Origin of the sequence: Streptococcus parasanguinis, from assembly GCF_047463195.1 — a bacterium.
GTDB lineage: Bacteria > Bacillota > Bacilli > Lactobacillales > Streptococcaceae > Streptococcus > Streptococcus parasanguinis_R.
The window spans coordinates 86,448-112,492 of sequence record NZ_JASHEI010000002.1 but is presented as its reverse complement, the minus strand read 5'-3'; the positions used below and the strand labels follow the sequence as shown (position 1 = coordinate 112,492).

At 40.1% G+C, this 26,045-nt stretch carries 21 protein-coding genes and 1 pseudogene; 4 read left to right on the top strand and 18 right to left on the bottom strand.

The features are described from left to right. The first annotated feature begins 226 nt into the window (after positions 1-226). Positions 227-2,191 carry a peptide ABC transporter substrate-binding protein gene (locus tag QM870_RS02100; protein ID WP_070589540.1) on the top strand — a complete coding sequence of 655 codons (1,965 nt, stop codon included), beginning with the start codon at positions 227-229 and terminating at the stop codon, positions 2,189-2,191. Positions 2,192-2,290: 99 nt separating this feature from the next. Here QM870_RS02100 and QM870_RS02095 read toward each other — a convergent pair whose 3' ends face one another. From QM870_RS02095 to QM870_RS02070, 6 genes are all read right to left on the bottom strand, one after another. Continuing rightward, entirely contained in the window at positions 2,291-4,294 is a 2,004-nt protein-coding gene (locus QM870_RS02095; RefSeq protein ID WP_195529384.1) for an FtsX-like permease family protein, read from the bottom strand. Further along, positions 4,287-5,054 (bottom strand): ABC transporter ATP-binding protein, encoded by a 768-nt coding sequence (locus QM870_RS02090; protein WP_049491558.1) that lies wholly within the window; start codon positions 5,052-5,054, stop codon positions 4,287-4,289. The genes QM870_RS02095 and QM870_RS02090 overlap by 8 nt, the downstream gene beginning before the upstream one ends. 175 nt (positions 5,055-5,229) lie before the next feature. Then, positions 5,230-5,793 carry a hypothetical protein gene (locus QM870_RS02085; protein WP_024055833.1) on the bottom strand — a complete coding sequence of 188 codons (564 nt, stop codon included), beginning with the start codon at positions 5,791-5,793 and terminating at the stop codon, positions 5,230-5,232. 213 nt (positions 5,794-6,006) lie between these two features. Next, on the bottom strand, positions 6,007-7,125 hold the full coding sequence (locus tag QM870_RS02080; protein WP_024055834.1) for a DUF4767 domain-containing protein: 1,119 nt from the start codon (positions 7,123-7,125) through the stop codon (positions 6,007-6,009). Between the two features lie 83 nt (positions 7,126-7,208). Beyond that, on the bottom strand, positions 7,209-8,066 hold the full coding sequence (locus QM870_RS02075; protein ID WP_024055835.1) for an alpha/beta hydrolase: 858 nt from the start codon (positions 8,064-8,066) through the stop codon (positions 7,209-7,211). Next, positions 8,053-9,345 (bottom strand): PTS transporter subunit EIIC, encoded by a 1,293-nt coding sequence (locus tag QM870_RS02070; protein ID WP_254732662.1) that lies wholly within the window; start codon positions 9,343-9,345, stop codon positions 8,053-8,055. Before QM870_RS02070 ends, QM870_RS02075 begins: the two co-directional genes overlap by 14 nt. Positions 9,346-9,673: 328 nt before the next feature. Here QM870_RS02070 and QM870_RS02065 point away from each other — a divergent pair, with 328 nt between their 5' ends. Both QM870_RS02065 and QM870_RS02060 read left to right on the top strand, forming a co-directional pair. Next, positions 9,674-11,068, top strand: coding sequence for an MFS transporter (locus QM870_RS02065; protein WP_118396945.1), 1,395 nt, complete (start codon positions 9,674-9,676; stop codon positions 11,066-11,068). A 276-nt stretch (positions 11,069-11,344) separates the two neighbouring features. Further along, positions 11,345-12,040: a VIT1/CCC1 transporter family protein gene (locus tag QM870_RS02060; RefSeq protein WP_195623278.1), complete on the top strand. Its 696-nt coding sequence runs from the start codon at positions 11,345-11,347 to the stop codon at positions 12,038-12,040. 41 nt (positions 12,041-12,081) lie between these two features. On the opposite strand, the gene QM870_RS02055 is transcribed toward QM870_RS02060, so the two are convergent. From QM870_RS02055 to QM870_RS02000, 12 genes and pseudogenes are all read right to left on the bottom strand, one after another. Next, a complete protein-coding gene (locus QM870_RS02055; protein ID WP_049514846.1) occupies positions 12,082-12,621 on the bottom strand; it encodes an NADPH-dependent FMN reductase in 540 nt (179 codons plus the stop codon). 168 nt (positions 12,622-12,789) lie between these two features. After that, on the bottom strand, positions 12,790-13,713 hold the full coding sequence (locus tag QM870_RS02050) for an L-lactate dehydrogenase (protein ID WP_223325315.1): 924 nt from the start codon (positions 13,711-13,713) through the stop codon (positions 12,790-12,792). Between the two features lie 153 nt (positions 13,714-13,866). After that, a pseudogene (locus QM870_RS02045) lies at positions 13,867-14,091 on the bottom strand (hypothetical protein); the annotation flags it as partial. 2 nt (positions 14,092-14,093) lie between these two features. Then, positions 14,094-15,005, bottom strand: coding sequence for an Rpn family recombination-promoting nuclease/putative transposase (locus QM870_RS02040; protein WP_195623281.1), 912 nt, complete (start codon positions 15,003-15,005; stop codon positions 14,094-14,096). A 189-nt stretch (positions 15,006-15,194) separates the two neighbouring features. Further along, the gene (locus QM870_RS02035) at positions 15,195-18,239 is read right to left on the bottom strand and encodes a type I restriction endonuclease subunit R (RefSeq protein ID WP_195623282.1); all 3,045 of its coding nucleotides are present in this window, start codon (positions 18,237-18,239) and stop codon (positions 15,195-15,197) included. Then, positions 18,232-19,470: an anticodon nuclease gene (locus tag QM870_RS02030; protein WP_195623283.1), complete on the bottom strand. Its 1,239-nt coding sequence runs from the start codon at positions 19,468-19,470 to the stop codon at positions 18,232-18,234. Before QM870_RS02030 ends, QM870_RS02035 begins: the two co-directional genes overlap by 8 nt. Positions 19,471-19,484: 14 nt before the next feature. After that, the gene (locus tag QM870_RS02025) at positions 19,485-21,248 is read right to left on the bottom strand and encodes a restriction endonuclease subunit S (protein ID WP_414368384.1); all 1,764 of its coding nucleotides are present in this window, start codon (positions 21,246-21,248) and stop codon (positions 19,485-19,487) included. Beyond that, positions 21,245-22,243, bottom strand: coding sequence for a virulence RhuM family protein (locus tag QM870_RS02020; protein ID WP_195623285.1), 999 nt, complete (start codon positions 22,241-22,243; stop codon positions 21,245-21,247). Before QM870_RS02020 ends, QM870_RS02025 begins: the two co-directional genes overlap by 4 nt. Next, on the bottom strand, positions 22,233-23,804 hold the full coding sequence (locus QM870_RS02015; protein ID WP_195623286.1) for a type I restriction-modification system subunit M: 1,572 nt from the start codon (positions 23,802-23,804) through the stop codon (positions 22,233-22,235). Before QM870_RS02015 ends, QM870_RS02020 begins: the two co-directional genes overlap by 11 nt. 118 nt (positions 23,805-23,922) lie before the next feature. Next, positions 23,923-24,288: a TIGR02328 family protein gene (locus QM870_RS02010; protein WP_414368382.1), complete on the bottom strand. Its 366-nt coding sequence runs from the start codon at positions 24,286-24,288 to the stop codon at positions 23,923-23,925. Further along, positions 24,289-24,666: a YbgA family protein gene (locus QM870_RS02005; protein WP_414368379.1), complete on the bottom strand. Its 378-nt coding sequence runs from the start codon at positions 24,664-24,666 to the stop codon at positions 24,289-24,291. 259 nt (positions 24,667-24,925) lie between these two features. Next, entirely contained in the window at positions 24,926-25,183 is a 258-nt protein-coding gene (locus QM870_RS02000; RefSeq protein WP_003006102.1) for a SemiSWEET family transporter, read from the bottom strand. Between the two features lie 288 nt (positions 25,184-25,471). Here QM870_RS02000 and QM870_RS01995 point away from each other — a divergent pair, with 288 nt between their 5' ends. After that, positions 25,472-25,735 (top strand): SemiSWEET family transporter, encoded by a 264-nt coding sequence (locus QM870_RS01995; RefSeq protein ID WP_003012241.1) that lies wholly within the window; start codon positions 25,472-25,474, stop codon positions 25,733-25,735. The last annotated feature ends 310 nt before the right edge of the window (positions 25,736-26,045 follow it).

Here is a 26,045-nt window from a genome sequence, read left to right as displayed (position 1 = left end):
TGTTTTACATACTAGCTGTTTCACTATCAGTATACTCTTTCTCGACTAGTATGCAAAGCATAATAGTAACTTTTTTCAAAAAAATTTTTATTCCTTAAAAATCCCTTAAAATCAAGACTTTCAGTGTATACGGGTGTGTAAATATACAAAAAAAGTTCAAAAAACACTTTATTTTGTAGATTGATTGGAGTATAATAATTTAAATTATTCAAAAGGAGACACGAATATGAAAAAATCGAAGCTTGCTCTTTTAGCAGGTGTCGCCGCGGCTTCAACGCTTTTCCTTGCAGCATGTGGCTCATCTTCTAATGCGTCAAAAGGGACTACTTACAACTACGTGTATGGTACAGACCCTGATTCCTTGAACTATTTGACTTCAAATCGTTCAACTACAAGCGACATTACAACCAACTTGGTCGATGGTTTGTTTGAAAACGATCAATACGGTAACTTAGTGCCTGCTCTTGCTGAGGACTGGTCCGTTTCAAAAGATGGTCTGACTTATACTTACAAGCTTCGAAAAGATGCGAAGTGGTATGATTCAGAAGGAAATGAATACGCTGACGTCACTGCACAAGATTTCGTGACATCTCTAAAATACGTAGCAGATAAAAAATCGGATGCTCTTTACTTGGTTCAAAACTCAGTCAAAGGCTTGGATGACTATGTAAACGGGAAAACCAAAGACTTCTCAACCGTTGGGGTAAAAGCTGTTGATGATCACACTCTTCAATACACTTTGAACCAACCAGAATCTTTCTGGAATTCTAAATTGACGACTGCTACCATGATGCCAGTTAATGAAAAATTCTTGGAATCAGCTGGGAAAGACTTTGGTAGCGTGAAACCAAATGGTATCCTCTACAATGGTCCATACATTTTGAAATCCTTCACTTCAAAATCACAAATCGAGTTGGATAAAAACCCTGATTACTACGACAAGAAAAATGTTCACATCGATACGGTTAAATTGACTTACTTCGATGGATCTGACCAAGACTATCTTGCTCGTAACTTCTCAGATGGGAACCTATCTACTGCTCGTCTCTTCCCAACAAGCTCAACTTACAGTACGATTGAGAAGAAATTCAAGGATAACATCGTTTATTCCCCACAAGATTCTACTGTTTACTACGCTTACTTCAACGTCAACCGTCAAAATTACGGCCATACGAAGAAGACATCTGATGAGCAAAAGAACAGCACGAAGACAGCCCTTCAAAACAAAAACTTCCGTCAAGCTTTGAACTTCGCTTTGGATAGAACTTCCTACAGCGCTCAAGTGAATGGGAAAGACGGAGCATCAAAAACTCTACGTACCCTTCTAGTTCCACCGACATTTGTGCAAGCAGACGGGAAAGACTTCGGTACGCTCGTTGAAGAAAAACTTGCCGCAACAGGAGATGAGTGGAAAGGTGTGAGCTTTGCTGATGCTCAAGATAGCTTGCACAATGTGGATAAAGCAAAAGCAGAACTTGAAAAAGCAAAATCTGAATTGCAATCACAAGGTGTTCAATTCCCAATCCATATCGACTATGTTGTAGACCAATCTTCTAATGCTCTTGTCCAACAAGCCGACTCTATGAAGAGCTCAATCGAAGCTGCTCTTGGTAAAGACAATGTCGTGATCGATGTGCAAAAATTGTCTACAGACGATGCGGATAACGCTACTTACTTTGCCCAATCACCAGACCAAAAAGACTTTGATATGGATATCACAGGTTGGGGACCTGACTTCCAAGATCCATCTACTTACTTGGATATCTTGAACCCAACAGATGGTTCAACCTTGACTGGTATGGGACTTGATCCTAAGAAAGACCAAGCTCTCATCGAAAAAATTGGTTTGAACCAATACAAAGAATTGTTGGATGCTGCCAATGCTGAAAAATTGGATACCAATGCACGTTATGAAAAATACGCTGCTGCCCAAGCTTGGTTGACAGAAAACGCCATTGTTCTTCCAATCTACTCTAAGGGTGGAGTTCCATCTATCACGAAGGTGACGCCATTCTCAGCAGCAAATTCTGCAATTGGTATTAAAGGTGAAACAAGCTTCTTCAAATACCAGAAAGTGCAAGACAAGACAGTCACAACGGCTGACTACGAAAAAACTTATAAGAATTGGTTGAAAGAAAAAGAAGAATCAAACAAAAAAGCGCAAGAAGAACTTGCAAAACACGTGAAATAATCACGAAAGAAAACACCGAGGATAAAATCCTCGGTGTTTTTTGTGCTAACAAAATGTTGTATGTTTCATCTTATTTCTAATCTTTTATAGACTCGAACGCTATCTCACGACAATCTTCCGATAACTTCTAGAAGTCAGAAGAAAGACGAGAACATAAGAGATGAAAAAGACAGCGCAGATGGAAAGAGTTGTTTGAAGGACCAAGCCCGTATTGGTTGCTCCTAAGATGGCAACGATTTTTGCGATCATCTTGTAGGCTACTCCTAGGTACAAGAAGGAGAAGAATAATGGGAGGAAAAAGACGGTGAGAATTTGTTTGCGAATGGTGGTGGCCGTTTGCTTTTGGTCCAATCCTACTTGTTGCAAGATCACAAAATTTTCCCGGTCCTCATAGCCTTCTGAAATCTGTTTGTAGTAAATGACAAGAACTGTAGCTAATAGAAAGATCACCGATAGAAAAATCCCGATAAATAGAAGAGTCCCTGCTGTTTCACGCCAATCTTTCTCTATACTGTATCGATCAAATCCACCAAAATAAGTCGCATCATATTGACTGATTTTGTCTGTCGAATACAGCTCTTTGATCAAGCCAGAAATAAAATCTTGGTTATCTTTATTTTTAGCAGTAATAGAGAATTCCAAATTTTTATCAACTTTTAGTCCCAGTTGGTTCAAGTCAGGGAGGACCAGGTACAAGCCCATTTGGTGTTGAAACAGGTCGGATTGAGGGAGTTTCCCTTGGATAAAATTGGAGTTTAGCTTTTCTTTAATCGTGAAGGTCTTCCCATTGATTTCTAATTGTGCGTCTAATCTTCCAGGATACTGATATCCATAGGCTAAGATTTCATTTTCACCAAGCTCAACTTTTTGCCCGGTCAGTTGCTCATAAGTCGCCTGATCAAAAAAGTAGACTGTTCCTTCTGACTTCAACTCCTGACCAGTTGATGGAGTGGACTGGTCATTCACCTCTAACACCTTTCCATCTATCCTTCGAATTTCAGCAGACCAGTATGTTGTCTGTGCCACCTGATAATCTGACAGATGTGTCGCATCAGCTGTTTTCTTAATTTGAGCTTGAACATCCTCGATAACCGGTTCTATCTCAGCATCTGAAGGCATGTGCCCTACACTAATCATGTAGTCAGAAGGGTAAACAGTATCTAGGTAATTCTGCCCTCCAATAAAGATATTAAGCGACCCGGTTAAGGTGACCAAGACCATGGTGGAAAGAATACTAATGGTCGCGAGGCCCGCTGCATTTTTTCGCATCCGAGCTATTAAGTTAGAGACGGATATAAAATTCTCTGACTTGTAATAATAGGATTTCCGACCTTTGAGAAATTTTAAGAAGGTAATGGATCCTGCGTTGAATAAGAGATAAGTCGCCAGAATGACCAAAATGACAGCAATAAAGAATCCTTGAACAGCCGCTACCGGACGCTCAACGGTTAGCGCTATATAAAACGCAATTCCTAAGAGCCCAAGTCCTAACAGAGTTTGGACCAGCAAGAATCGTCCTTTCTTCTCTCCTGCTTTCTTTTGCTGCATAAGGTGGAGGGAACTGTAGCGCAAGAGGCGGAAAGAATTCAACAAGAGAATGAGGCCAAAAGCTAAGGCTAACCCAAGTAAAGTGTTAAGAACAGCCTCTATCTGGAAGGTTGATTGAATGACGACTGGTAGACCCATACATTTTAGAAGCAAGGCGAAAATCAAGCGATCAAACAAGAGTCCCAAACCCAGTCCTACTCCAACTGTGAGAACATAGAAGAAGAGCAATTCCCATAAGGTCATGATGAGGAGATGCTTCTTCTCCATTCCCAGAACACTGTACAAGCCAAGTTCTTTGGATCGATTTTTCATAACGTAGCCATTGGCATAAGCCACCAAAATGATGACGACCAGCTGGACGACGAAACTACCGAAACCAAGAACAGTTCTCGCCGATCCCCCTCCGTAAGAATCCTCTAAATGAGGGGTCAATGACAGGGCGATAAAACTATAAAGGATCATGGTCGTTAAAATAACAGCCAAGGCAAAGGGATAATAGAGCTTGCGATTTTGTTTGAGGTTGGAAAGAGCTAATTTACTTGTTAATTTAAACATCACGATCCTCCTTCCCCGCCATGACCGTAAGGGTATCCGAGATTTCTTGGAACATCTGACGTTCTGTCTTTTCCCCACGGAAGATCTGGTTGTAAAGAATCCCATCCTTGATGAAGAGCACGCGCTTGGCACGCGCTGCGGCTGCGGTTGAGTGGGTCACCATGAGAATGGTTTGGCCCATGGTATTGATATCTTCAAAGACGTCCAGCAACGCAGCTGAAGACTTGGAATCCAGCGCCCCTGTTGGCTCATCCGCAAGGAGGATTTCAGGGGAGGTGATAATAGCACGCGCTACGGCTACCCGTTGCTTTTGCCCACCAGAGATTTCGTAAGGGTATTTTTCAAGAAGTTGGTGAATGCCCAACTCCCGACTCACGCTATCGACCTTGCTCATCATTTCCTTGACTGGTCTGCGAGAAAGGACCAGAGGGAGAAGGATATTGTCCTTGACAGACAAGGTGTCGAGCAAATTGAAATCTTGAAAGACGAAGCCAAGTTTTTCCCGGCGGAAGCTGGAGGCGTCCTTGTTCTTGATAGTTGAGATATCTGTGCCATTGAGGTAAACCCGCCCTTCGGTCGGCTGATCCAGCATGGCCAGGATGTTGAGGAGGGTTGATTTCCCAGATCCTGATTCCCCCATGATGGCCACGTATTCACCCTTCTCAACAGTGAAGTGAATATCTTTTAGGGCTTCGACCTGCGTTCCTTGAAAGCGGGTTTTGTAGATCTTTTTGATATGTTGAACATCTAGTAGGGTCATGGTCCGTTCCTTTCTAGCTCGAAAAAAGCTTCAATCGTTTTTTACAAATCTATTGTACTAAAACTGAAACGCTTTCACCATAACATAACCTTACATTTTCCCCTTTATTTCTTACATTTTTGTAAGAAAGGAAAAATAGGCTAGGACTTCAAGTCCTAACCTATTTTTTTATTGATTATTCAGCTGATGAAGAGAGCAATGGTGCAATTGATTGATAAGCACCTTCAAGAGCTTTTTGGGCAATATCGCGAGCATTTTTCAATTGTTGTGCGAATTGACTACGAGCTTGTTCAGGAACAACTGTATCATCAGAACCTGCAGCTGAAAGTGTATCGTTAAATGTTTTTCTTGCAGTCTCCATAGATTGGATCGCAGGATCTACTTGCTTATTATAGGCATCTTTACCAGATGCTGGGATCTTGTCACCAATCTCTTTGACATATTTTGTGTAGTTGTCAATCATTTTTCCATAAATGGTTTTCATATCACCAAGTGTTTTGGCGTTGTCGATTTCTTCATCAGTTAACAAGACAATTTCTGGAATTTCAACAGAAGAGGTTGCTGATTTAGATGTTTTTGATGAACTGCTTGATTTGCTTTCTGAAGTAGATGATTTTTCTACTTTGCTAGAAGAAGCTTTTGAATCCTTGCTTGATGATTCTGAAGCAGTTTTACCAGAACATGCTGCTAACGTTGCAACAGACAAAAGAGCCACACCGGCTGTAAGAAGTTTTTTCATATTTTTTCTCCTATAAATAAAGAATGAATATATTTTAAATGATTTTCCTTTAATTGTCAAACATTTTCTGTTTCCAAATGCCTATACACTGCTAATTATCACTAGTTTTTAACATATTTTATGTCCTAAAAATTATTTCTTATATTGTATCTTTATTCATTATTTGAATAAACAAAACCAGAAAAACAGTCCTTTTCTGGTTTATTCTTCTTTTTATTGATGAAGCAGTTGAGTAAATTCTTCTTGAAGTTCCTTGTTATCCGTTGGTTTTAGATACATTTTTCCACCATTGGTCGTTGGAGAATGAAAGACAATGCCTTCTCCTGTATCTGTAATAGCAAAGAAATAACTATGCACATCTGGATACTTGTCCCAATTGCTATAGCGTTCCACGATGCGGTATTTTGCATTTCCCTGACCGGTATCTGTATAAATGGCATCCATCTTACTATTTTCCTCTAGAGTATAGAGGTTGTCTGGTCCTACATCACCGCCAGCGATGCCTTTTTGATAGTTGGGTTGGCCCATCTTTTCGCCCCAGGTCTTCATAAATTCTGCTAATTTTGCTGATTTTTCAGCATTCCAAGGCGTTTTTTCCTGGCTTTGGCTATTTCCCGCTGATGGTGTGCTGTCAAAAGTTTGCCAATCGAAACTCTTGAGATCCAATTTTTCCTCATCCGATTTTCCAAAGAGGCTATTCAGATCTGAACCAGGTACTTGGACTTCTTCTTCCTGGACTTTGGTCGCGGCTTGAGGCGTCTTTTCTATTCGTGAGAGCACAGCTACCCCACGGCCAGTTCCTGACATCCAGCTGACTTCTAAGACTTCTCCTCCCTGATAGAGGGTCGTCGCATTGCGCGCTCCACCGTGTCCAGCGACGAAACCTTCAGCTAGCAGAGTCGGTTTTTGCTCCTTGAGGTAATAGACTCCTGTCACAAAGTAGCTTCCATCGGTCTGCTGATTGGCGATGATCATCTCATCTACCCCATCGTTATTTAAGTCCTTAAAGGCATAGCGAACGGCTTCTGGCTGATTGATCACGGTCTCGATCACCCAGCTATTGATCATCCGATCTTCTTTAGCTAATGCATCATTCAATTTGGAAATGGCATCTAAATCTTTTGAAGCGGCAAAAATCTTTTGGTAGTCTGAAAAAACAGACTGGTATAATTGTTTGTTATCTGCTTTTTTCGTCTGTTTTTTAGTGCTTGTCTGGCTTGTTGCAGCCTCTTTTTTGGGACTGGACTGGCGCTGGTATCTCTGGTAACATCCTGTTAACATGACCATACTTGAAGCCACTAAGCCTAACTGCACCCATTGTTTTCTTTTCATCTTATTTCCTATAGTCTCCCTTATTTTCATACTAAACTTTATTATACTAAAAAAAGAGTGAGGAAGGAATCCCTTCTTCACACTTAGTTTATTTTATTCGGTTTGACTCGACGATCCGTTTGACTTTCAATATGCTCTTTCACCAAGGCAACCACCTCATCATTGGTTGGAAGGTCCGAGTGCTGGGCATCTTCGCCCGTCACCGTAATCTCCGTATAGCTAGCAGCTTGATTTTGGTAGATATATTTCCCAGCAGAGACACTGGCATCCGGGACTAACTCATCTGAATCATAGGTAATGGTCCCTGCTACTGAATACATATGAAGGGTTGTCGGGATGGCTTCTTTTCCCTTGATAAAATCGGCCAACATCTCAGATTTATTTTTGATATTGGTCTCCGTGAAATTGTAAGGAGTCCCGATGGTCATGAGGGTCTTGAGATCTATATCATAATCCCCCAGATAATTTTCAATAAAGGCTGTATAAATCAAGCCACCGTTGGAATGACCCAAGCCCTTAAAATTATTAAAATTATATTTTTCTTGAAGGGCTTCGAAGGCTTGATTAAATAGTTTAGCTTGCTTTTTAATGTTGCTATAGCCATCTTTGTTGTTTTCAAAACCAACCACAATTACTGGCTCATTGTCCTTGGCATCAATACTTCCACTATAGGTGATATGCCCATCATTCCAAACTTTGACCTTGAGCAGGCTGTGTTTAGTTCCTTGGCGGTCTTGGTTGAGCTTGGTCACCAAGCCATCAAAGCGGTTCTCTGTCGCAGAGCTTCCCGGGATCATGATGATGGGAGACAATTTTGAATTATAAAATTTCTCAATTTTTGAAACATTGGTCCGAGTCCAGCTATAAGATGGAATGGCTAAAGCGATTAAGAAAAGACTGACCAAAGTAAGGACGATTGCTGTTTTTTTAGATTGTTTCACCGCTTTCTCCTTTCACTTTTAAATCTTTTCGGATACGATTTCCCATGCGGACAAATGGTAGATAAAGGAGCACATCGACGGCAAAACAAAATATACTTACAGCTAAGGCTCTCAGACTACCTCCTGTTCCAATAAAAGCATAGAGAAGGCTAGGAGTCCCATCTGGCACCGGATAGACGGCTGCTGGCATCAGTTTGAGGCACAAAGCTAGAGCTGCTATCGCCATATTCACCAAAGGGATCAACAAGAAAGGAATCACATAAAGCAGGTTGAGAAGGACCGGTATCCCTACCATGAAAGACGCCCCATTGTTAAAGAGACTTGGAAACAGACTGAGGAGGCTGACTTTCTTGTCCTTTTGACTTCGTGAAACCAGCAGGATCGCTACCAATAAGGCTAGAACTGCACCAATTCCAGCTACCAGACCAAAACTGCGGTACAAATTGGTCAAGGTATAGAGATGAGGAATGCCTGTCGTTGTATGATGCGTCACAGCGTAGGTAAGATTTTCCAAAGCAAAGTTATCATCCGCAATTGAGTTCAAGGCAAAGGATTGACTATTACCAAACCAAGCAGATAGCCCACTAAATAGTCCCATGACAAAGGTGGACAGCAGATGATGACTGCTTACCATTAGAGAAGCCAAGAACTGTCGGATAGTCTGAAAAATATTAAATTGATTTCCAAGAACCAAAAGAAGATTGAGGCTGACCCCTAGAACTAAGGATAAGAAAATGGGACGCACCGTCTTGGGCTGATAGATGAAATCCTTATCCACAATCTGGTCGTCACTGGCCTTGGATAGACGAAAGATCTGTCCGATAAGATAGCCTAAAACAATGGCTAAGAGGATATTGGTCGTCGCAGGTAAGTTGATACGCGTCAGTTGCCCGTCATGGAGTGGACCCACCAATAATTCCTGGGACCCCACCACCAGGCTAACCAAAAGAGCTGTCACTCCAGCTGTTCCTGTACTTCTGCCATAGTGCCCAGCTGTGTATTTTCCAGCGAAGTAGGTTGCTAACGGTCCAGCTAGACCTCCTAGAAAGTTGGAAAAATTGATAAGGACTTGACTAATAGCTTGATCCCACGGCAACCAACTATCCATCGAAAAGAGCTGATGGATATAGCCTCGATCGGAGAAGACCGATAGAGCGATCACCCGAATGATTCCTGAAAATAGGAAAAAAGGAAATAAGGAAACCAGGGTTTTCTGGGAAATTTGAATCAAACTTTTTTCTCGTAACCAGAAAAACTTCTGGACTAAATACTTGGTCATGGGGCCTCCTGTTCGAGTTGATTGACTTATTCACATTGTTTACTTTTCTATTATTATACCATACTGGCGAGCCTTTCCTTTCGTTTGTAGAGACGTCATCAGTTGAGAATGCTATTATTTTCATAACTTTTCAAAAACTCTTTGACAGGGGTCTTCATTTCCTCTATACTATTTGTTAGCTAACAAAACGATGAATCAGGTTACCGTTGGTCTTGCTATGCTCATAGCGATTGGAGCTGACGGAAAATCAGATCGTAACCATGAATTTTCATCCGATTTTATACCAAATTCCATATCTTTAGGAAGATTTAGGAGGAATCAGACACCGATGTCACAAGAAAAAATTTCAGCCAAGGTCCTGTATGCTATTTTTGCAACAGGGATCCTTTCCTTTTGCGGGGTGGCTGGAGAAACTGCCATGAATATCACCTTCCCAATATTGATGAAGGAATTTGAGATCAATACCGCAACCGTCCAGTGGGTCACCACCATCTATCTTCTAGTGGTTGCCTGTGTGGTCCCCTTGTCTGCTTATCTCAAACGCTCTTTTAAAATGAAGTCCATCTTTTTAGTTGGAAATCTCCTATCTGTTTTAGGTGTTCTCATTGACTTCCTAGCTCCAAGTTTTGGCTTTGTGGTTTTGGGTCGATTGGTCCAAGGAATGGGGGTTGGTTTTGCCCTTCCTCTGATGTTTAATATCATTTTAGAGCAGGTCCCAAAACGCAAGATCGGTCTCATGATGGGAGTGGGTACCCTGATAACAGCCATCGCTCCCGCTATTGGGCCTACTGTCGGTGGTCTCTTGACGGCTAACTTCGGTTGGCGGTCCATCTTTTTGGTTCAATTCCCGATCCTTCTAGCTTCTCTGGTTGCAGGACTTCGCTCCATTAAACAAATCAGTACAGTCAAGCGAGAAAGGCTTGATATCATGAGTCTTCTCGCCATTATTGCTTTATTTTTAGGCTTGATTCTAGGCATTCACGGACTCTCTGACCATGCTTTCTTTAGTTTTTCTGTCCTTGGTTGGCTGGTGATCGGATTCTTGGGACTGGTTCTCTTAGTCTGGCGGTCTAATCGCTTGGAGACTCCCATTATCAACCTTGCCATCTTAAAGAACCATCTCCTCACTGGCCATGTTCTTGCCTTTTTCACCTTCCAATTAGGTTCTCTGGCCATGAGTTTCCTCTTGCCCAATTATGTCCAATTGGTCAACCACTCGAGCACCACGCTTGCGGCCTTGATGCTGCTTCCAGGAGCCATCATTGGAGCAGGTTTTGCTCCTTTCTCCGGTCTCATTCTAGATAAGTTGGGCGCCCGTAAACCGATTCTCCTTGGAGCTGCTTTAATCCTTCTGGCCCATTTCCACTTCACCCTTTTTGCCCTGAAGCTGACAAATGGCTTGATTCTTATCTTTTACATGATCTTTATGACTGGTATGGGACTGGCCTTTGGCAATATCATGACCAACGGACAAAAACAACTCTCTCTGGAAGAGCAACCCGATGCGAACGCGATCTTTAACACCCTGCAACAATTTGCAGGCGCTGTCGGAACAACCCTGGCTTCGCTGATCGTTGCCATGAGCCAAGCTAATCAAAAGATGGACTTTACTCAAGCCACTGCTAAAGGAAGTCGCAACGGTTTTATGGTCTTATTTGCCTTGGGCATCTTCCAACTCCTTCTCTTATTTTGGGTTGTTGGGAAAGAACAAGATACGAATTAATTTTTCTCATCAGAAAACAGCAATTTGCTGTTTTTTTGTTATCCTTTTCTGACCCGTGTGACAATGCCATCAGGATCTTCAATGGTAAGACCACTTCCGCTAAATAAACCTTGCTAGAATAGGCGTATGCCCTATTCTTTCTTTTTTGCTTGCAATGTCAAAGATTATAACTTAAATTTCATTAAATTGTCGAACTTTTATCATTTGAGTTAAAATCCTTGCTTTCTTTTTGTATTTTATTTATAATCATTCTAAATAAGACAAAGGAGATATTGTATGACTGAAATAAAACATGGAGTAGATGAATCATTTAACGACCGATTGAATATCTTGAGAGCTGCTGTTCTCGGGGCCAATGATGGAATCATTTCTATTGCTGGGGTGGTGATCGGGGTGGCCAGTGCCACACCAAACATCTGGATCATTTTCCTATCTGGCTTATCGGCGATTCTGGCAGGTGCCTTTTCGATGGCAGGCGGTGAGTATGTCTCTGTTTCCACACAAAAAGACACGGAAGAAGCCGCTGTGAACCGCGAACAAGCCTTGTTGGATCGCGATCCAAAGTTAGCAAGAGACTCTCTCTACCATGCTTATCTTGAAAATGGAGAATGTGAAACTTCAGCAAAAATTCTAACAGAGCGGGCCTTTCTGAAACACCCCCTCAAAGCCTTGGTCGAAGAGAAATACGGCATTGAATACGAAGAATTTACCAATCCTTGGCATGCAGCTGCATCTAGCTTCCTTGCTTTTTCTATTGGTTCCCTTCCTCCAATGCTCTCTATCATTCTCTTTCCAGTTAACTATCGCATTCCAGTGACAGTCTTCGTTGTTGGACTATCCTTGATCTTCACTGGCTATACCAGTGCGAAACTAGGAAAAGCACCAACCAAGCCAGCCATGCTTCGCAACCTGATCATTGGCCTTCTCACCATGGGTGTGACTTACTTCTTCGGACAATTGTTTAGTATTTAAAAAAAGCTGAGACTTCTGTCTCAACTTTTTTTATGCTTTTCTTATGCTTCTAATAAGGCTTGTGCTTGTTTTTCTAATCCTGCGATTGCTTCATCTGTCAAGACTAATTCACCTGTTGCCCAGGCTTCTGGGTTAACAGTTGTTCCTGTGAAGTCTCCCACTACTTGAGTACGAACGAATGGTAAGAGGGCTTGGTAAGCCGCAAACATTGGCTCGTGTCCTGCATTAGCGACTGAAGAGACGGTTACGATCTTGTCTTGGAGGGCAGATGGACCACGAGTTTCTGACAGGTCAAGGGCACGGCTAAGCCAGTCGATCAGGTTTTTCACTACACCTGGAATGGCAAAGTTGTAGACTGGTGAGAAGATCCAGATGGCATCCGCAGCAAGGACCGCATCACGTGCTGCTTGCACAGCTGGCAAGGTTGGCGTTTCCAAATCTTGGTTCATCATTGGGATGTCCTTGTAGTCCAAGTAAGTCACCGTTGCTTTTCCTTCAAGAAGGCTTTCTGCTTTCTGGGCCATTTGATGGTTGAAAGATCCTTGACGAAGGGATCCGACGATAAATAAAATGTTTTTCATAGCTGTTTCCTCTTTCTGTTGTAAGATTATTTATTACAAGTAATATTATACATACCTTAGATGTAATGTCAAGAATTACAACTTGGAATTTACTAAGCTTTATTACATTCACTAAGCAAGGGCTAAGACAATTGAGAGGCTAGGACTTTTGTCCCAGCCTCCTCTCTTTTATGCATGCTCCAGTCCTTTTTTTGTGTTTTCCTTGATGGTTTCGGCTGAATGGAGTAATTTTTCTTTTTCTTCTTCTGTCAAATGCAAGTCCAATCGTTCAATAATTCCTTTTCGACCTACAATCGCTGGATAGCCAAGATAGGTTCCATATTCTGGACGATAGTTAGAGACCGGCATTTCCTCGTGGCTATCATTGATCACAGCTTCTACTAAGCGTTGGGCTGCTGCTGCAATCCCAAAGTTGGTATAGAATTTACCAAAGAAAACCGTGTGACCACCACGCAAGGACTCGTAGTTAATGGCGTCCAGCTCTTCTTGAGAGAAGAGATCGGTAATGGCGTGTCCTTTGACACGGACCTGGCTCCAAGCAACAAATTGGGAATTTCCATGCTCACCAAGGTTATAGCCTGATACACTAGCAGGAGAAACCTGCAAACGATCAGCGACTGCGCGCTTCATCCGAGCTGTATCCAGCAAGGTTCCTGTCCCAATCACCTGCTCTTTTGGAAGGTCGGTATATTGTTGATAGAGTTGAGTGACTGCATCGACCGGATTGGTCACTACCAATAAGACCCCACTAAAGCCAGAAGCCTTCAAATCACGCGCTACTTGCACTACTTGCTTGCTAGTAAAAGGAAGCTCCGCAAAACGGTCATCTGTGTTATTAGCCTGCAACTCGATATTTCCAAGAGTCGATACCACAACATCCGCATCTTTTAAAGCCGCGTAGTCATTGACCGTGATATGAACCGGATACCCCGTATTGGCAACTGTATCACAGAAATCCAAGGCATCTGCCTTGACCTTTTTCTCATTGGTATCAATCAAGACCAAGTGATCACAGGTGTGTTTCAAAATCATGCTGTGGGCCAAGGTCGCACCCACATGCCCCAAACCAATAATACCAATTTTTCTTGTCATCAGAATCCTCTTTTCTAGTATCGATCACACTGTTGGTGAGGATAGCTCTTTGTTGACTCTATTCTACCACAATTCTAGAAAGGCGGATTGAAAAAATGGGAAAATTTTCAAGTTTTTTCAAAAAAGAAAAGAGGCGATGCCTCCGTTAACGACTCAGGAAAGAAGAGTCTCAATTTCTTCAATGGTTAAGCCCGTCATCTCCGATATAAGATCAGGCGACATTCCTCGTGAGACCATCTCGCATACCAACTGTTTACGACCTTGTTCCAGACCTTCTTCACGCGCTTCATCAATCGCCGTCTCCAGGGTCATATCATAATTTTCTTGAATACGAATCCGCTCGTCTATCATGGTCCTCTCCTCCTTGGTCCAGCTAGATTTTACGCTAACATAGATTTGATCTCTTCAATGGACAAACCCGTCATCTCCGAGATAAGCTCAGCCGTCATCCCTCGTGAGACCATCTCGCATACCAACTGTTTACGACCTTGTTCCAAGCCTTTTTCTAAGCCTTGTTCCAGCCCTTGTACTAAACCTTCTTCTCGCGCTTCATCAATCGCTGTCTCCAGGGTCATATCATAATTTTCTTGAATCCGAATACGCTCGTCTATCATGGTCTTCTCCTCCTTGGTCCAGCTAGATGAATCTAGTAATGAATCTGCATGAGCCACAGCCTGACTGGGAGCTTTTGTAAAGGGAAGATTCCCAAAAAACTCCAACCATTGTCTGCCTGCATCTGTCAGGTTCTCATCTTTATTATACTTGTCTAGCTCTAAAAAGGCAACCTGCAGAAGATTTTGGTGCTTGCCATTTTTATAATAGGCCTTGAGTTGCTTCCCGGACCGGCTATTAGTCAGCCAGTATTTGTTGATGGCGGCCTCTTCGTCTAGTAAGAGCGACTTCTCCAAAATCGCAATCCCATAGACGGGCTCCATCTGCTCGTACATCTTATGAGTCTGGCCTTGCTGGCGCAGTTTTTGCACATTCTCCACCAGCTGATTGGCCAAATAGTAGTGGAACCGATTCAAGAAATACTGCTGCTTGCGAATCTGGATCTCGATGATCACCTCGGTCCCGTCGTGGAGCTTGGCTCTCACATCCACCGCAGTGGAGAACAAATCATCCTCCTCATAGGCCATGCTGTGGGGCTGGCTTCCTTCCACAATCTGAGCGTCCGCTACATCCAGCTCCAAAATGTCCCTAATAAATGCTGCCGTCACCTCCGGCAAACTAAAAATCTTCTTGGCCATGATATCCAAGGTCGGCGATACATGCGCGTGTCTTTTCTGCATCCCTGCTCCTTTCCGATAAAAAATAGAGGGGAGGTCCCTCTACTTTTATAATTCGAAAAAAATTTAGGGAATAGTTAAACCTCTTCTGTTTTTCCTATCCACTTATCAATAAGATTCTTAATTATCAAACCCAAACTTTGTTAATGTTGAATCGATCTTTCTATTAGGTTATTTTTCATAGATTAACGATCAAATATCTGAGTATACTTCTACTAATGTTTGTATCTTTTGTAAAACTTCTTGTTTCTTACGTTCACGAGCTCCTTGTCTACGAGAAGTCGGTGGAATAATCGAATCCAAGTCAGCTCCACTATTCTCAGCATAACCACGTTGAATAGATCTATCAATAAATAACTGATAATCTTTCACAAGCTTTTCAGACTCTGCCAATTCACGAATAGCAACTGCTTTACGTTCTTTACCATAAGCGTAGAATGCATTGATAATCTCATCATGGTCTTTCAAACTCGCTAAATCAGTATCATTAATAAAACCAATTACCAACTCTTCCTTAGCACGAATATCAATACTTGAGCGGATGACACGGCTAACTTCAGCTTTCATTGCTTCCTTAGACTCAGAGTTCTTCGATTTTTCGACAATCAAAGCAAGGATATAGTCTAGATTAATCTCATCTGTTTTTAAGAGTTCAATCTCAAATTCAATATCTGAAAGGTCAACACCTAAGTCTTTTGTTCTTTCGTAATTTTTAAGGTTTAAGAATTCATCTCGAATTTCTACATAAGAACTCCTTAAATCTTGGAGATAACCTTCCGAGATAGGTTTATCGATTTCTTGAAACTCATCATAATTTCGAAGGACATTATCAAGCTTCAGAAACTCACCAAATAACTTAACAAATTCTTTTTTATCATGTTCTGTTTCAATTTCTTGTGGATTAGGGAATCTTTCCAGAATTTCCTGACAGACTTCTGTATAACCTTTGACCTTAATACTCGTTACCTGATCCACGAAACCATCCATGTATTCGCTAAAACTTTTTTCTAAGATAATATCAAGTTTATTGGTATCCCCAAAGGTTTTGATAGCTTCTTGCGTAGCCTTTTCTAAATCACGGAAACAAACGATATTACCAAAAGGTTTAACCTCGTTAAAAATTCGATTGGTTCTCGAGAATGCCTGAATCAATCCATGATAACGAAGATTTTTATCTACAAAGAGAGTATTCATGGTTGGAGCATCAAATCCTGTCAAGAACATACCAACGACAATTAGTAAATCCACTTCCTTAGATTTAACACGTTTAGAAAGGTCACGATAGTAATTTTGAAACTCTTTCCCATCAGTCGAAAAGTTGGTCTTGAACATTTGATTATAGTCGTAAATTGCTTTAGAAAGAAACTCTTTAGATGAAAGAGGCATAGCTGCATCTTGAGGATCTAGCTCTTCATCTTGAATATCACCATAAGCTGACTGCTCTTCGTTAGGCGCAAAGCTAAAGATCGTTGCGACCTTCAAACGCTTAGACTCTGGTAATTCTGCTTGTTGTCGTTGAAGTTCTTCATAGTATAATTTCGCAGCTTCAATACTTTGTACTGCTAACATAGCATTAAAACCTTGCATCTTCTTTTGTTTATGAGTGTAATATATACTCCGATGCGTCTTATCATTATAAACTCTCAAAAGGTACTCTGTGATAGTTGCTATCCGTTCTGGATGCAAAAGGAGTTCCTTCTCCATCTTTTTGAGCTTCTTCTCATCAAGCTCTCGGCCTACCGCTTTTTCCGCTTCTCTATACTTATTGATTTCAGGTTTGATATAGTTATAGTCAACCTTGAACTTCAGGACTTTTTTGTCCCGAATAGCATCTGTGATAACGTAGTTATGAAGTTGCTCTCCAAAAACCTCTTGTGTTGTTTCTCCCGTTAAGCTATTTTCTGGGAAAATCGGAGTCCCTGTAAACCCAAATAAGGCATACTGTCTAAAAGCTTTTTTAAGCCGTTTTTGTGCTTTCCCAAACTGAGAGCGATGGCACTCGTCAAAAATCAAGACACATTTCTTACTATAGATCTCATGATTTGGATTTGCTGTTATAAATTTATTTAACTTTTGAATAGTTGTGACAACAATTCGATCATCATTTTCTTCAATACTACGTTGGAGTTCTTTTGTATTGTTACTACCATTGACTGAATTTGGTTGGAATTTTTGATATTCCTTCATGGTTTGATAGTCTAGGTCTTTTCTATCCACCACAAAAATGACTTTATCAATATAGTCCAACTCTGTGGCCAATCGAGCAGTTTTAAAACTAGTCAATGTTTTCCCAGAACCCGTCGTATGCCAGATATAACCACAGGCATTGATCGTACCAAAATTCTTCATTTCATTCGTGGAATGAATCTTTCGTAAAATACTCTCTGTTGCTGCTATCTGATATGGGCGCATGATGAGTAATGTATTATCAGCATCAAACACACAATACTTGGTCAAGACTTCCAAGAGAACTCGTTTGCTCAAAAAGGTAACAGTAAAGTCCTCGAGGTCATGAATGATTTTATTTTTTCTGTCTGCCCATTCACAGGTGAACTCATAATGATTTTTATTTTGAGCTGTCGTGTTGGCAAAGTAGCGTGTATAAGTCCCATTGGAAATAACAAAAATCTGAATATACTTATACAAAGAATTTTCGCTATTGAAGCTTTCCTTGCTATATCTATGGATTTGTTCAAAAGCTTTTTTAAGACTAACCCCTCGTCTCTTTAATTCAATCTGAACTAACGGCAGACCATTCACTAAAATAGTAACATCATAACGGTTGATATGACTACCCACTTGGGTTACCTGATTGATGACCTGCATGCTATTGTTATGAATATTCTTCTTGTCAATGATAAAGATATTCTTAATCCGTCCATCATCGAAGACAAAGTCATAGATATAATTCTCTTGAATTTTTCGAGTTTTTTCAACTAATCCTTCATTGGGACAGTCTAAATACTCTAGCACAAAGCGATCCCACTCAGCATCCGAAAAAGTCACCTTATTAAGTTTTTCTATTTGCACCTTGGCATTTGCTAAGAGCTCTTCAGGTGTATGAATAGTTAAGCGCTCATAGTTGAGATGATTCGACAAGTCAGAAATCAACTGATTTTCTAAATCAGCCTCTGACTGATATTCTCTATCCGTGCGATACTCTGGTTGATACTCAGCCAAGAGAATCCCTTCATTTGTTTCCGCAATTGCTTCATGTACTTTTGAATAATCAACCATTTCCATTTTCCTCTTTTTGGTTAAATTTATATTTCTTCTCAAAACTATTGAATAATTCTATTAAAGTATTTTTTTCTCGTTCTTGCAATTCTCTAAACTCCAAATCTGATTGACGATTATGTGTGAATAAATCAATCCTTTGAGAATATAACTCTATATTTTCTGGAGTAATCTCATCACCAGCCACTTCTAACCCTAATAAAACTTCTTCCCATCTACTATAACCTAAAAATGTAGCTGTTTTCTCTGACAAATTTCTAAACAAAGCATAATGAAATTTTTCTACTCGTCCACTGTCTACAGCTTTACGTAACTCTTCTCTTACCTTTAGGTGATATCCGAAGGGAGAATCTTTCTCAACGTCAGTTAAAATATATCTGACTTTATCCTCCTTATCAACCTCTTTTTTCATAACATAAAAGGACTTTTTTTTATTTGGTATTTCTCTGTCAAACCGTATTTCATTGTACAAAACATTATAAAAAAGTGGTTGGTGAGAAGAAATAATAAACTTTAAATCAGTGCGTTTAGATTTAGCAATAATTTCCTTTAAAAAAATAGCAGAATCAATAGTATTGTTATCATCTAACGAAGAAATTGGATCGTCAATATAAATATACTTAAAGTCCTGAAAATCAGAGTCAATTTCTGAGTCGCTCAATTCTTCAATAATAAGTTCTAAGAGAGTAGTGAATATAGACCAAACAAAAATCCTCTCCTCACCCCTAGAAATTTTGATCGTTTCATCATCTACTGTAAAACGAATACTTTTGAAGTTACTCTCTAATCTTGGTATACGCTGTTCACCAATAATATCAACAATTGGAATACCAAAATCATCAACAGCCTGTTCTTCAATATCCTCAAAAATAGGAACTATTAAATCACCGACAAATTTCTGAAAAGTTAAAATAACCTGATTAAATTGTTGCTGATTCTCCAAAAAGTTACCAAAATAGGTACGTTTGTCATATTTAAGATAACGATTTTCATCATTTTCTAAATCATTTTCCCAAGTAAAAAGATCTTCTGTAAAGGCATTAAAATAAAGTATTTTCTTAATTTCCGACTCTTCGTCATTCTCCGATACATTTAATTTATCCTTTAAAATCATAGAAAGACGTGTTTTCCCCGTAGCATTAAAAGCATAAATTAAATGCAACTTCTTATTACTTGAAATGAGTTCATCTGCAATCTCTTCTAACGTATTAAATACTTTATCATCTGCCATAATTTACTGTTTCCTTATACATGAAAATGAAGTAGTTCATCTCTCCAGTATTCATACTGTTTCTGTCTTAGTTCGATTTCTTTTGGAAGGCCCTCAGAAAGAGAGTTGGTTAAAGTGTTGAAATGATCAAGAATGGAGACAATTCTTTCTTGTTCGGAAAGGGACGGTAAGATAATCTTAATTTTTGCAAGATTTTTAGGATATAGTTCAATTACTTTTGTACCAAGTACTCTTTTTTCCTTTTGAATTTGGAAAAATCCAGTTCTAAAAAAATAGGCTAAAAATTTAGTATTTTGCTCAGTTCTAATTATACATGAATGCCCACCTATACAAACTTCCTCTTTCCCTAACCAAACCAAAGATTTACCAACATCCTCAACATTTTCGGATGTCGTCGCAACAATCAAATCACCAGTTTTAGCTTTTTGAAGTTTTTTTGCTAATTCTGAATTTATAAATGATTTCGTTCGCTCAGTCTCAATTCCATAATATGTATATATCTGTCCGTAATGAATGCACGGAACACCAACATCCTGGAAATCTTTCTTTTGTAGGCCATTGCCTCGAATAATATCTCCCAAAGCTCCTAACTCAACCTTAATCGGTCCAAATACCCAATTTAAGAGCCTAATGATGTCTTGTCTGTACTGTACTGTACTGTCAGTGTACTCGCCTTCGGCGACGAATGTCAAGAGTTTTTCTCGGAAATATTCGTACTGTTTTTGACGCAGTTCAATCTCCTTAGGAAGACCAATGTTTAAGTCGTTACAAACCATATCAAAGTTGTCCAGAACTTGAACAATACGAGATTGGATTTTAAGGGAAGGGACTGGGATTCTAATTTTATCAAGAATTGCTTGGGTTAAACTAGGTCTTGTTGGATTAGTTGCCATTTCTTCTAATTTGACAGTTGTTAAATAATAATAAAAATATTTTGGAATAATCTGTTCTTCATCAATTTCTGTATAGTAAATTGTATCAACATTCCAAAAAGCTTTCTCTAAATAAAACAAATTAGAAATTGAGCCTTTTCTAGGAATTAAAACAGTTGGTTTATCATAAGCATAGTCTGAAACAAACTGTCCCATTTCCCCACCACTTCCATATACTGGTATATCACCACTTGGAAGATTTTTCCAATCTTTTCCATTTTTCAATGTAGCAACATCTTTAAAAACTTTCCACTCAACCCGATAAACCTCATCCTCAAAGGACAAAAGCTTATCTCGATAATATGAATATTGCTTTTTACGTGAGGTCAATTCTGAGGTCAATTCTGAGGTCAATTCTGTAACATACTCTGTCATTTTGTCAAGTTTTTGCACGATTTTTTCTTGAATTTTTAATGGAGGGATGGGAATTTTTATTTTCCCCATAACATTAGACATCAGTTTTGGATTTCCCATTCCAGACGAGACATGATTCTTAGCTGAAGTTGTTAAATAATAATAGACAAACTTTGTAAGGAGTTGGTCATTATTAATTTCTACTAATCCACATACGTTGGTGATACTAAATTTTCCTCGACGATAAAAAACTGTTCCTGCGTTTGCTCCATCAGTAGTCCAAGTTATATACTCTCCATCGTATTCAAAACTTGAAATTCTTCCGATTTCCCCATTATTTGCAGTTTGGGAAGAATATACTGGAAAATTTCCTTTATTCTCTTCTAAAAACTGCTTCGACATCACCTTACCACGAGACAAGTACGCTACATTTTTATCCCCCAACTCTTTCCACTCAACGTGGCAGTTTTGGATTTCTTCTAGAATGTTCATGATTCACCTCCTTCCTTGGCTAGATTTTCAATACTTTTGATTTCCTTGAGGTAATCTTTTTCAACTTGGCTGAGGGTCTTGGCTTGGTAGCTCTTATATTCCTTATCTACCTTCTGATTCATCTGTTCACGAGAAATAGAGCCACTGTTATCCAGTAAGTCTTCTCCAGTAGCCTGAAGGATACGATCTACGTGAGCCACCCAATCCGCCATAGTCATGACTTCTTCTCGCTCTGCCTGTCTTTCAGCAAAGTCTAGATATCCTGATACCAGCTGATTAAGCCCTCGAAGTTCCTTCTCTGTCAGATAGTTCTTGGCAACCTTTGCTTCAGAAAGAGTAGGGAGGTCTCCCTTAAAGGTAGTCAAGCCCATAAACTCCTTTTCACTATCAACACGATTGTAGATGAGTTCGCTCGCAGTATAGTGGTGAATAGCATAATGCATCTTGTTTTGAACCGTCGCAAAGAATTTCTTTGCTTCTGGTGAATTTGCATTGTAATCACTAGATGTCGCGAAAAGATCCAAAACCTGACGGTAAAAGACTTTTTCACTCGAGCGAATGTCTCGGATTCTTTCTAGAAGTTCTTTAAAGTAAGAGCCTCCACCCAAGTTTTTCAAGCGTTCATCATCCATCGCAAAGCCTTTGATCAGATACTCTTTCAAGACTGTAGAAGCATAGTTCCTGAACTGGATTCCACGAGGGGAGCGCACGCGGTAGCCAATTGCTAAAATCATATCGAGATTATAGTAGGCAACATTTCTCTGAACACTTCTACTCCCCTCATTTTGAATTGTCAACTTATAGTTGACAGTTGACTCTTCCAATAATTCACCATCTTCAAATATTGCTTTAATATGTTTACTAATATTTTGCTTGGAAGTTCGAAAGAGCTCAGCTAGTTCTTGTTGAGTCAGCCAAACCGTTCCATTATCCAAGTGAAGTTCAATAGCAGACTCCCCGTCATCAGTTCTATAGAGAATCACATCATTTGCCATGGCTCAATTCCTCTACAATCTTGTCTATCTCTGCACGCAAGTGGTCAATCTTAGCAACAGTCTCTTCTATTTCTTTATTGAGAACATCAATATCAATCTTCTCGCGTGTATCTTCTTGTTCAACATAGGTAGATACGGAAAGGTTATAATCCTGCTCTGAACCAATCACTTCATTATCAACAAGAGCTGATTTGTAGTCCACACTTTGATAATTAGTAAATAATTCAACGATATGGTCGATATTATCATCCGTCAAGATATTGTTATTGGTCTCTTTTTTGAATTCCTTGCTCGCATCAATAAAGAGTGTTTTATTTTCTAGTTTATTCTTCGCCAAAACTAAAATCGTAGTCGCAATAGGAGTCCCAAAGAAGAGATTATCAGGTAGAGCAATCACTGCTTCAACAAAGTTGTTATCTACTAGATACTGACGAATGGTCTTCTCAGCACCACCACGATAGAAAATACCTGGGAAACAGACAATAGCTGCTCGACCTTTGTTAGACAAATGATTGAGACTATGCATGATAAAGGCAAAGTCAGCTTTTGACTTAGGAGCTAGTTTCCCTGCTGGCGCAAAACGGTCATCGTTTATGAGAGTTGGGTCTCCATCTCCTACCCATTTGACAGAGTAAGGAGGGTTAGAAACAATCGCATCAAATGGTTTTTCATCCAAATGCTGAGGATTTAAAAGGGTGTCTCCTCGCTTGATATCGAAGTTATTGTAGTTGATATTGTGCAAGAACATATTCATTCGAGCCAAGTTATAATTGGTCATATTGATTTCTTGACCAAAGAAACCATACTCTAAGATATGGTCTTCGTATTGCTTTTTCATCTGAAGCAAGAGTGAACCCGACCCACATGTTGGATCGTAGACCTTGTTAATTTTCACCTTACCAACCATAACCAAACGAGCCAGTAATTTAGAAACTGTCTGAGGTGTGAAGAATTCACCTCCACTTTTACCAGCATTACTCGCATAGTTTGAAATCAAGAACTCATAGGCATCCCCAAAGGCATCAATGTCATTTTCCTCGAAGTTGCCAAAGTTAATGCTATTGATACCATTAAGAATATCAGAAAGACGTTTATTTTTTTCTGGGACAGTACCACCAAGGACGTTACTTCGTGTGTCCAAATTATCAAATAATCCTTTGATATCATCCTCAGACTTGAATCCAATCGCTGATTTCTCAATATCTTGGAAAATATTGGCTAAATCTTCGTTTAAATTTTCATTTTGTGAAGCATTTTTGACGACATTCTCAAACAATTGACTAGGAAGGATAAAAAATCCCTTATCCTCAACTGTCCCTGGTTTGAAATCTCGCTCAGCTTCTTGGTCACTCAAATCAGCATAACGAAATTCTAAATCTCCAGCCTCGTGCTCAGCATGATCAAAATAGTCAGCCATATGCTCAGAAATAAAGCGATAGAATAGAATTCCAAGTATGTACTGCTTGAAATCCCAACCGTCTACTGCTCCACGAACAGCGTCTGCAATCGCCCAAATTTTACGGTGAAGCTCCTTGCGCTCTGCATTTTCTTTACTTGCCATTTTTACTTTCCTTAATTAATCTATTATCCTTTCTATTTTATCATATTTTAGATACTAAAAACCATTCGTAATAATTTGATTACGAATGGTTTAGCTTACATTTTTACTTAATCAATGATTAATCTAAATAGATCCCTTTTTCTACTAGGTTATCCAGGCACTCCTGTAGGTAAGTGTCCTGATGCTCAGGATAGATGGGAGTGCTCAAGGCTTCCTCTTCCAGTTCTGGATAGGCTGGGCAGGTCTTGCCTCTGTAGGTCGACTCCCACCACTCTGGGCTGACCTTGTAGCCACGAGCGGTCATCTCCTCCATGATCAGGCGGTGATAGGCATAGAGACGATAGGGCGAGTAGTCAAAGACATAGTTGACCGTCGCGTGCTTCTTGCCCCAGCCATTGCCTCGAAGGGCGCAGCATTCTCGGTGTTGGCCCAGGAGCTGAGGACGAGGGAGTTTGGGAATCAAGTCTTGGTGCCACAGTCTCATCTATTGACCTCCTAATAGTGTCGACTCTTGCAAGTAGCGATTGGGATAGCGCTCAAGGAGCGTTTGGATTCCCTTGATCAGATCTTCTTGCTGGGCTTGGCCATGCTGGTACTTCTCAAGTAGCAACATAAAGTCCGCCTTTTCCTCAGGAGTCGCCTGCTTTTTGAAATAGCCCCAGATATGCTGAAAGGCATTGGAGACCTGGCCACGATTTTCTGGCAAGGCCAGCGCTTGCTGGATCAGGTCCTCGACGTGGCTGACCTCCACCTGGTCTCGCTTGAGGTATTCCCGGATTTCCTTGTAGATATTACTCGAACGACTGAGCACCAGGTATTTATTTTTCGCCCATAGGACTTGACAGTGATGTTTTTGCTCCACTTTTGTCTCCTTTTGATCTTCTCTATGAATAGTCCTCCCATTATACCATGGAAATGATTCATTCCATCAAAAAAAGGCTGGGACAAAAGTCCTGGCCTCTTAATTGTTTTTGAATTGTAGAGCAAGACGCAGTGGTTGAGCGGGCTCTACTACGCTGATTTCATCAGCTTTTATAGCCCTACTCAACTGTGCAGAGGTGGGACGACGAAATCGAATTCTAACGAATTACCGATTTCTGTCCTACTCTCTCTTTCATTGATTACAAGGCTGTGATGGCTGTGATCAAACCAAAGATGATCCCTGGTGCATTGGCTGCAGCAAGTGGAATATCGCGTTCTTTTTTGAAGAGTCCGTAGTAAACCCAAAGGCTACAGTTGATGGCTGCGACAAGGGGTTGAACAAAGTTCCCTTTGTGACCTGCGAGGTTATCCATGATTTGTGGGAAGTAAGACACATACATCATAACAGACATAAAGGTCGCAACCCAACCAAGAATTTTCATTTGTTTTTCATTCATTTTGAAACTACCATTTCCTTTTCTTTTTTTAAAGTATGCACTATTCTACCTTTTGTCCTTTACAAATTCAAGTCTTTTTTTCAAATGTTACCGAACTGTAAAGTGTCACAATCTTGTGATTTTGCAGGAAGATGGATTTCTTTTCGAGAGAGTCTTCTCTCTAGTTGCTATTTTTTTGACACATTGTCTAATTTTGTGCGAATGTAATCGTTTTCATCTTGCATAGCATGCAAATTAATTGCATTTTCTTCCTACTTATGCTATTTTGATACACAGAGGTAAAATTTTATGAATAAACAAAAAATCAACCAAATCGTTGGCTCGATCGGTGCCTTTATTGGGATTATCGTTTTCATTGCCTACATCCCACAAATTATTGCTAATTTACAGGGAAATAAGGCCCAACCTTTCCAACCCTTGTCAGCTGCTATTTCTTGCTTGATCTGGGTCATTTATGGTTGGACAAAGGAACCTAAAAAAGACTGGATTTTGATCATTCCAAATTCAGCAGGTGTCATCCTAGGGGGATTGACTTTCCTTACATCACTTTAATAGAAAGTGAACAAAGACTGAACTCTACGGGTTCAGTCTTTTTTGTGTATCCCTTTGAAAAACAAAAACAATCGCAGTCGGTTTTCGTACAAAAAAGCCCGCTATGAGCAAGCTAAAAAAATTGACAATTCTTTTCTTTGAATAACCTATGCTGGATTATTGTGCAAAAATATCCAAATAATATCTGATTATTATTAGAGTATATTGAAACTTTCCGCTGTGAGAAAAGTGCCTGAAATAATTATGTTTCAGGCACTCGGAATTATTGAGACCTTAGGCTCAATAATTAGTCATGGAACTTCTTCGAAGT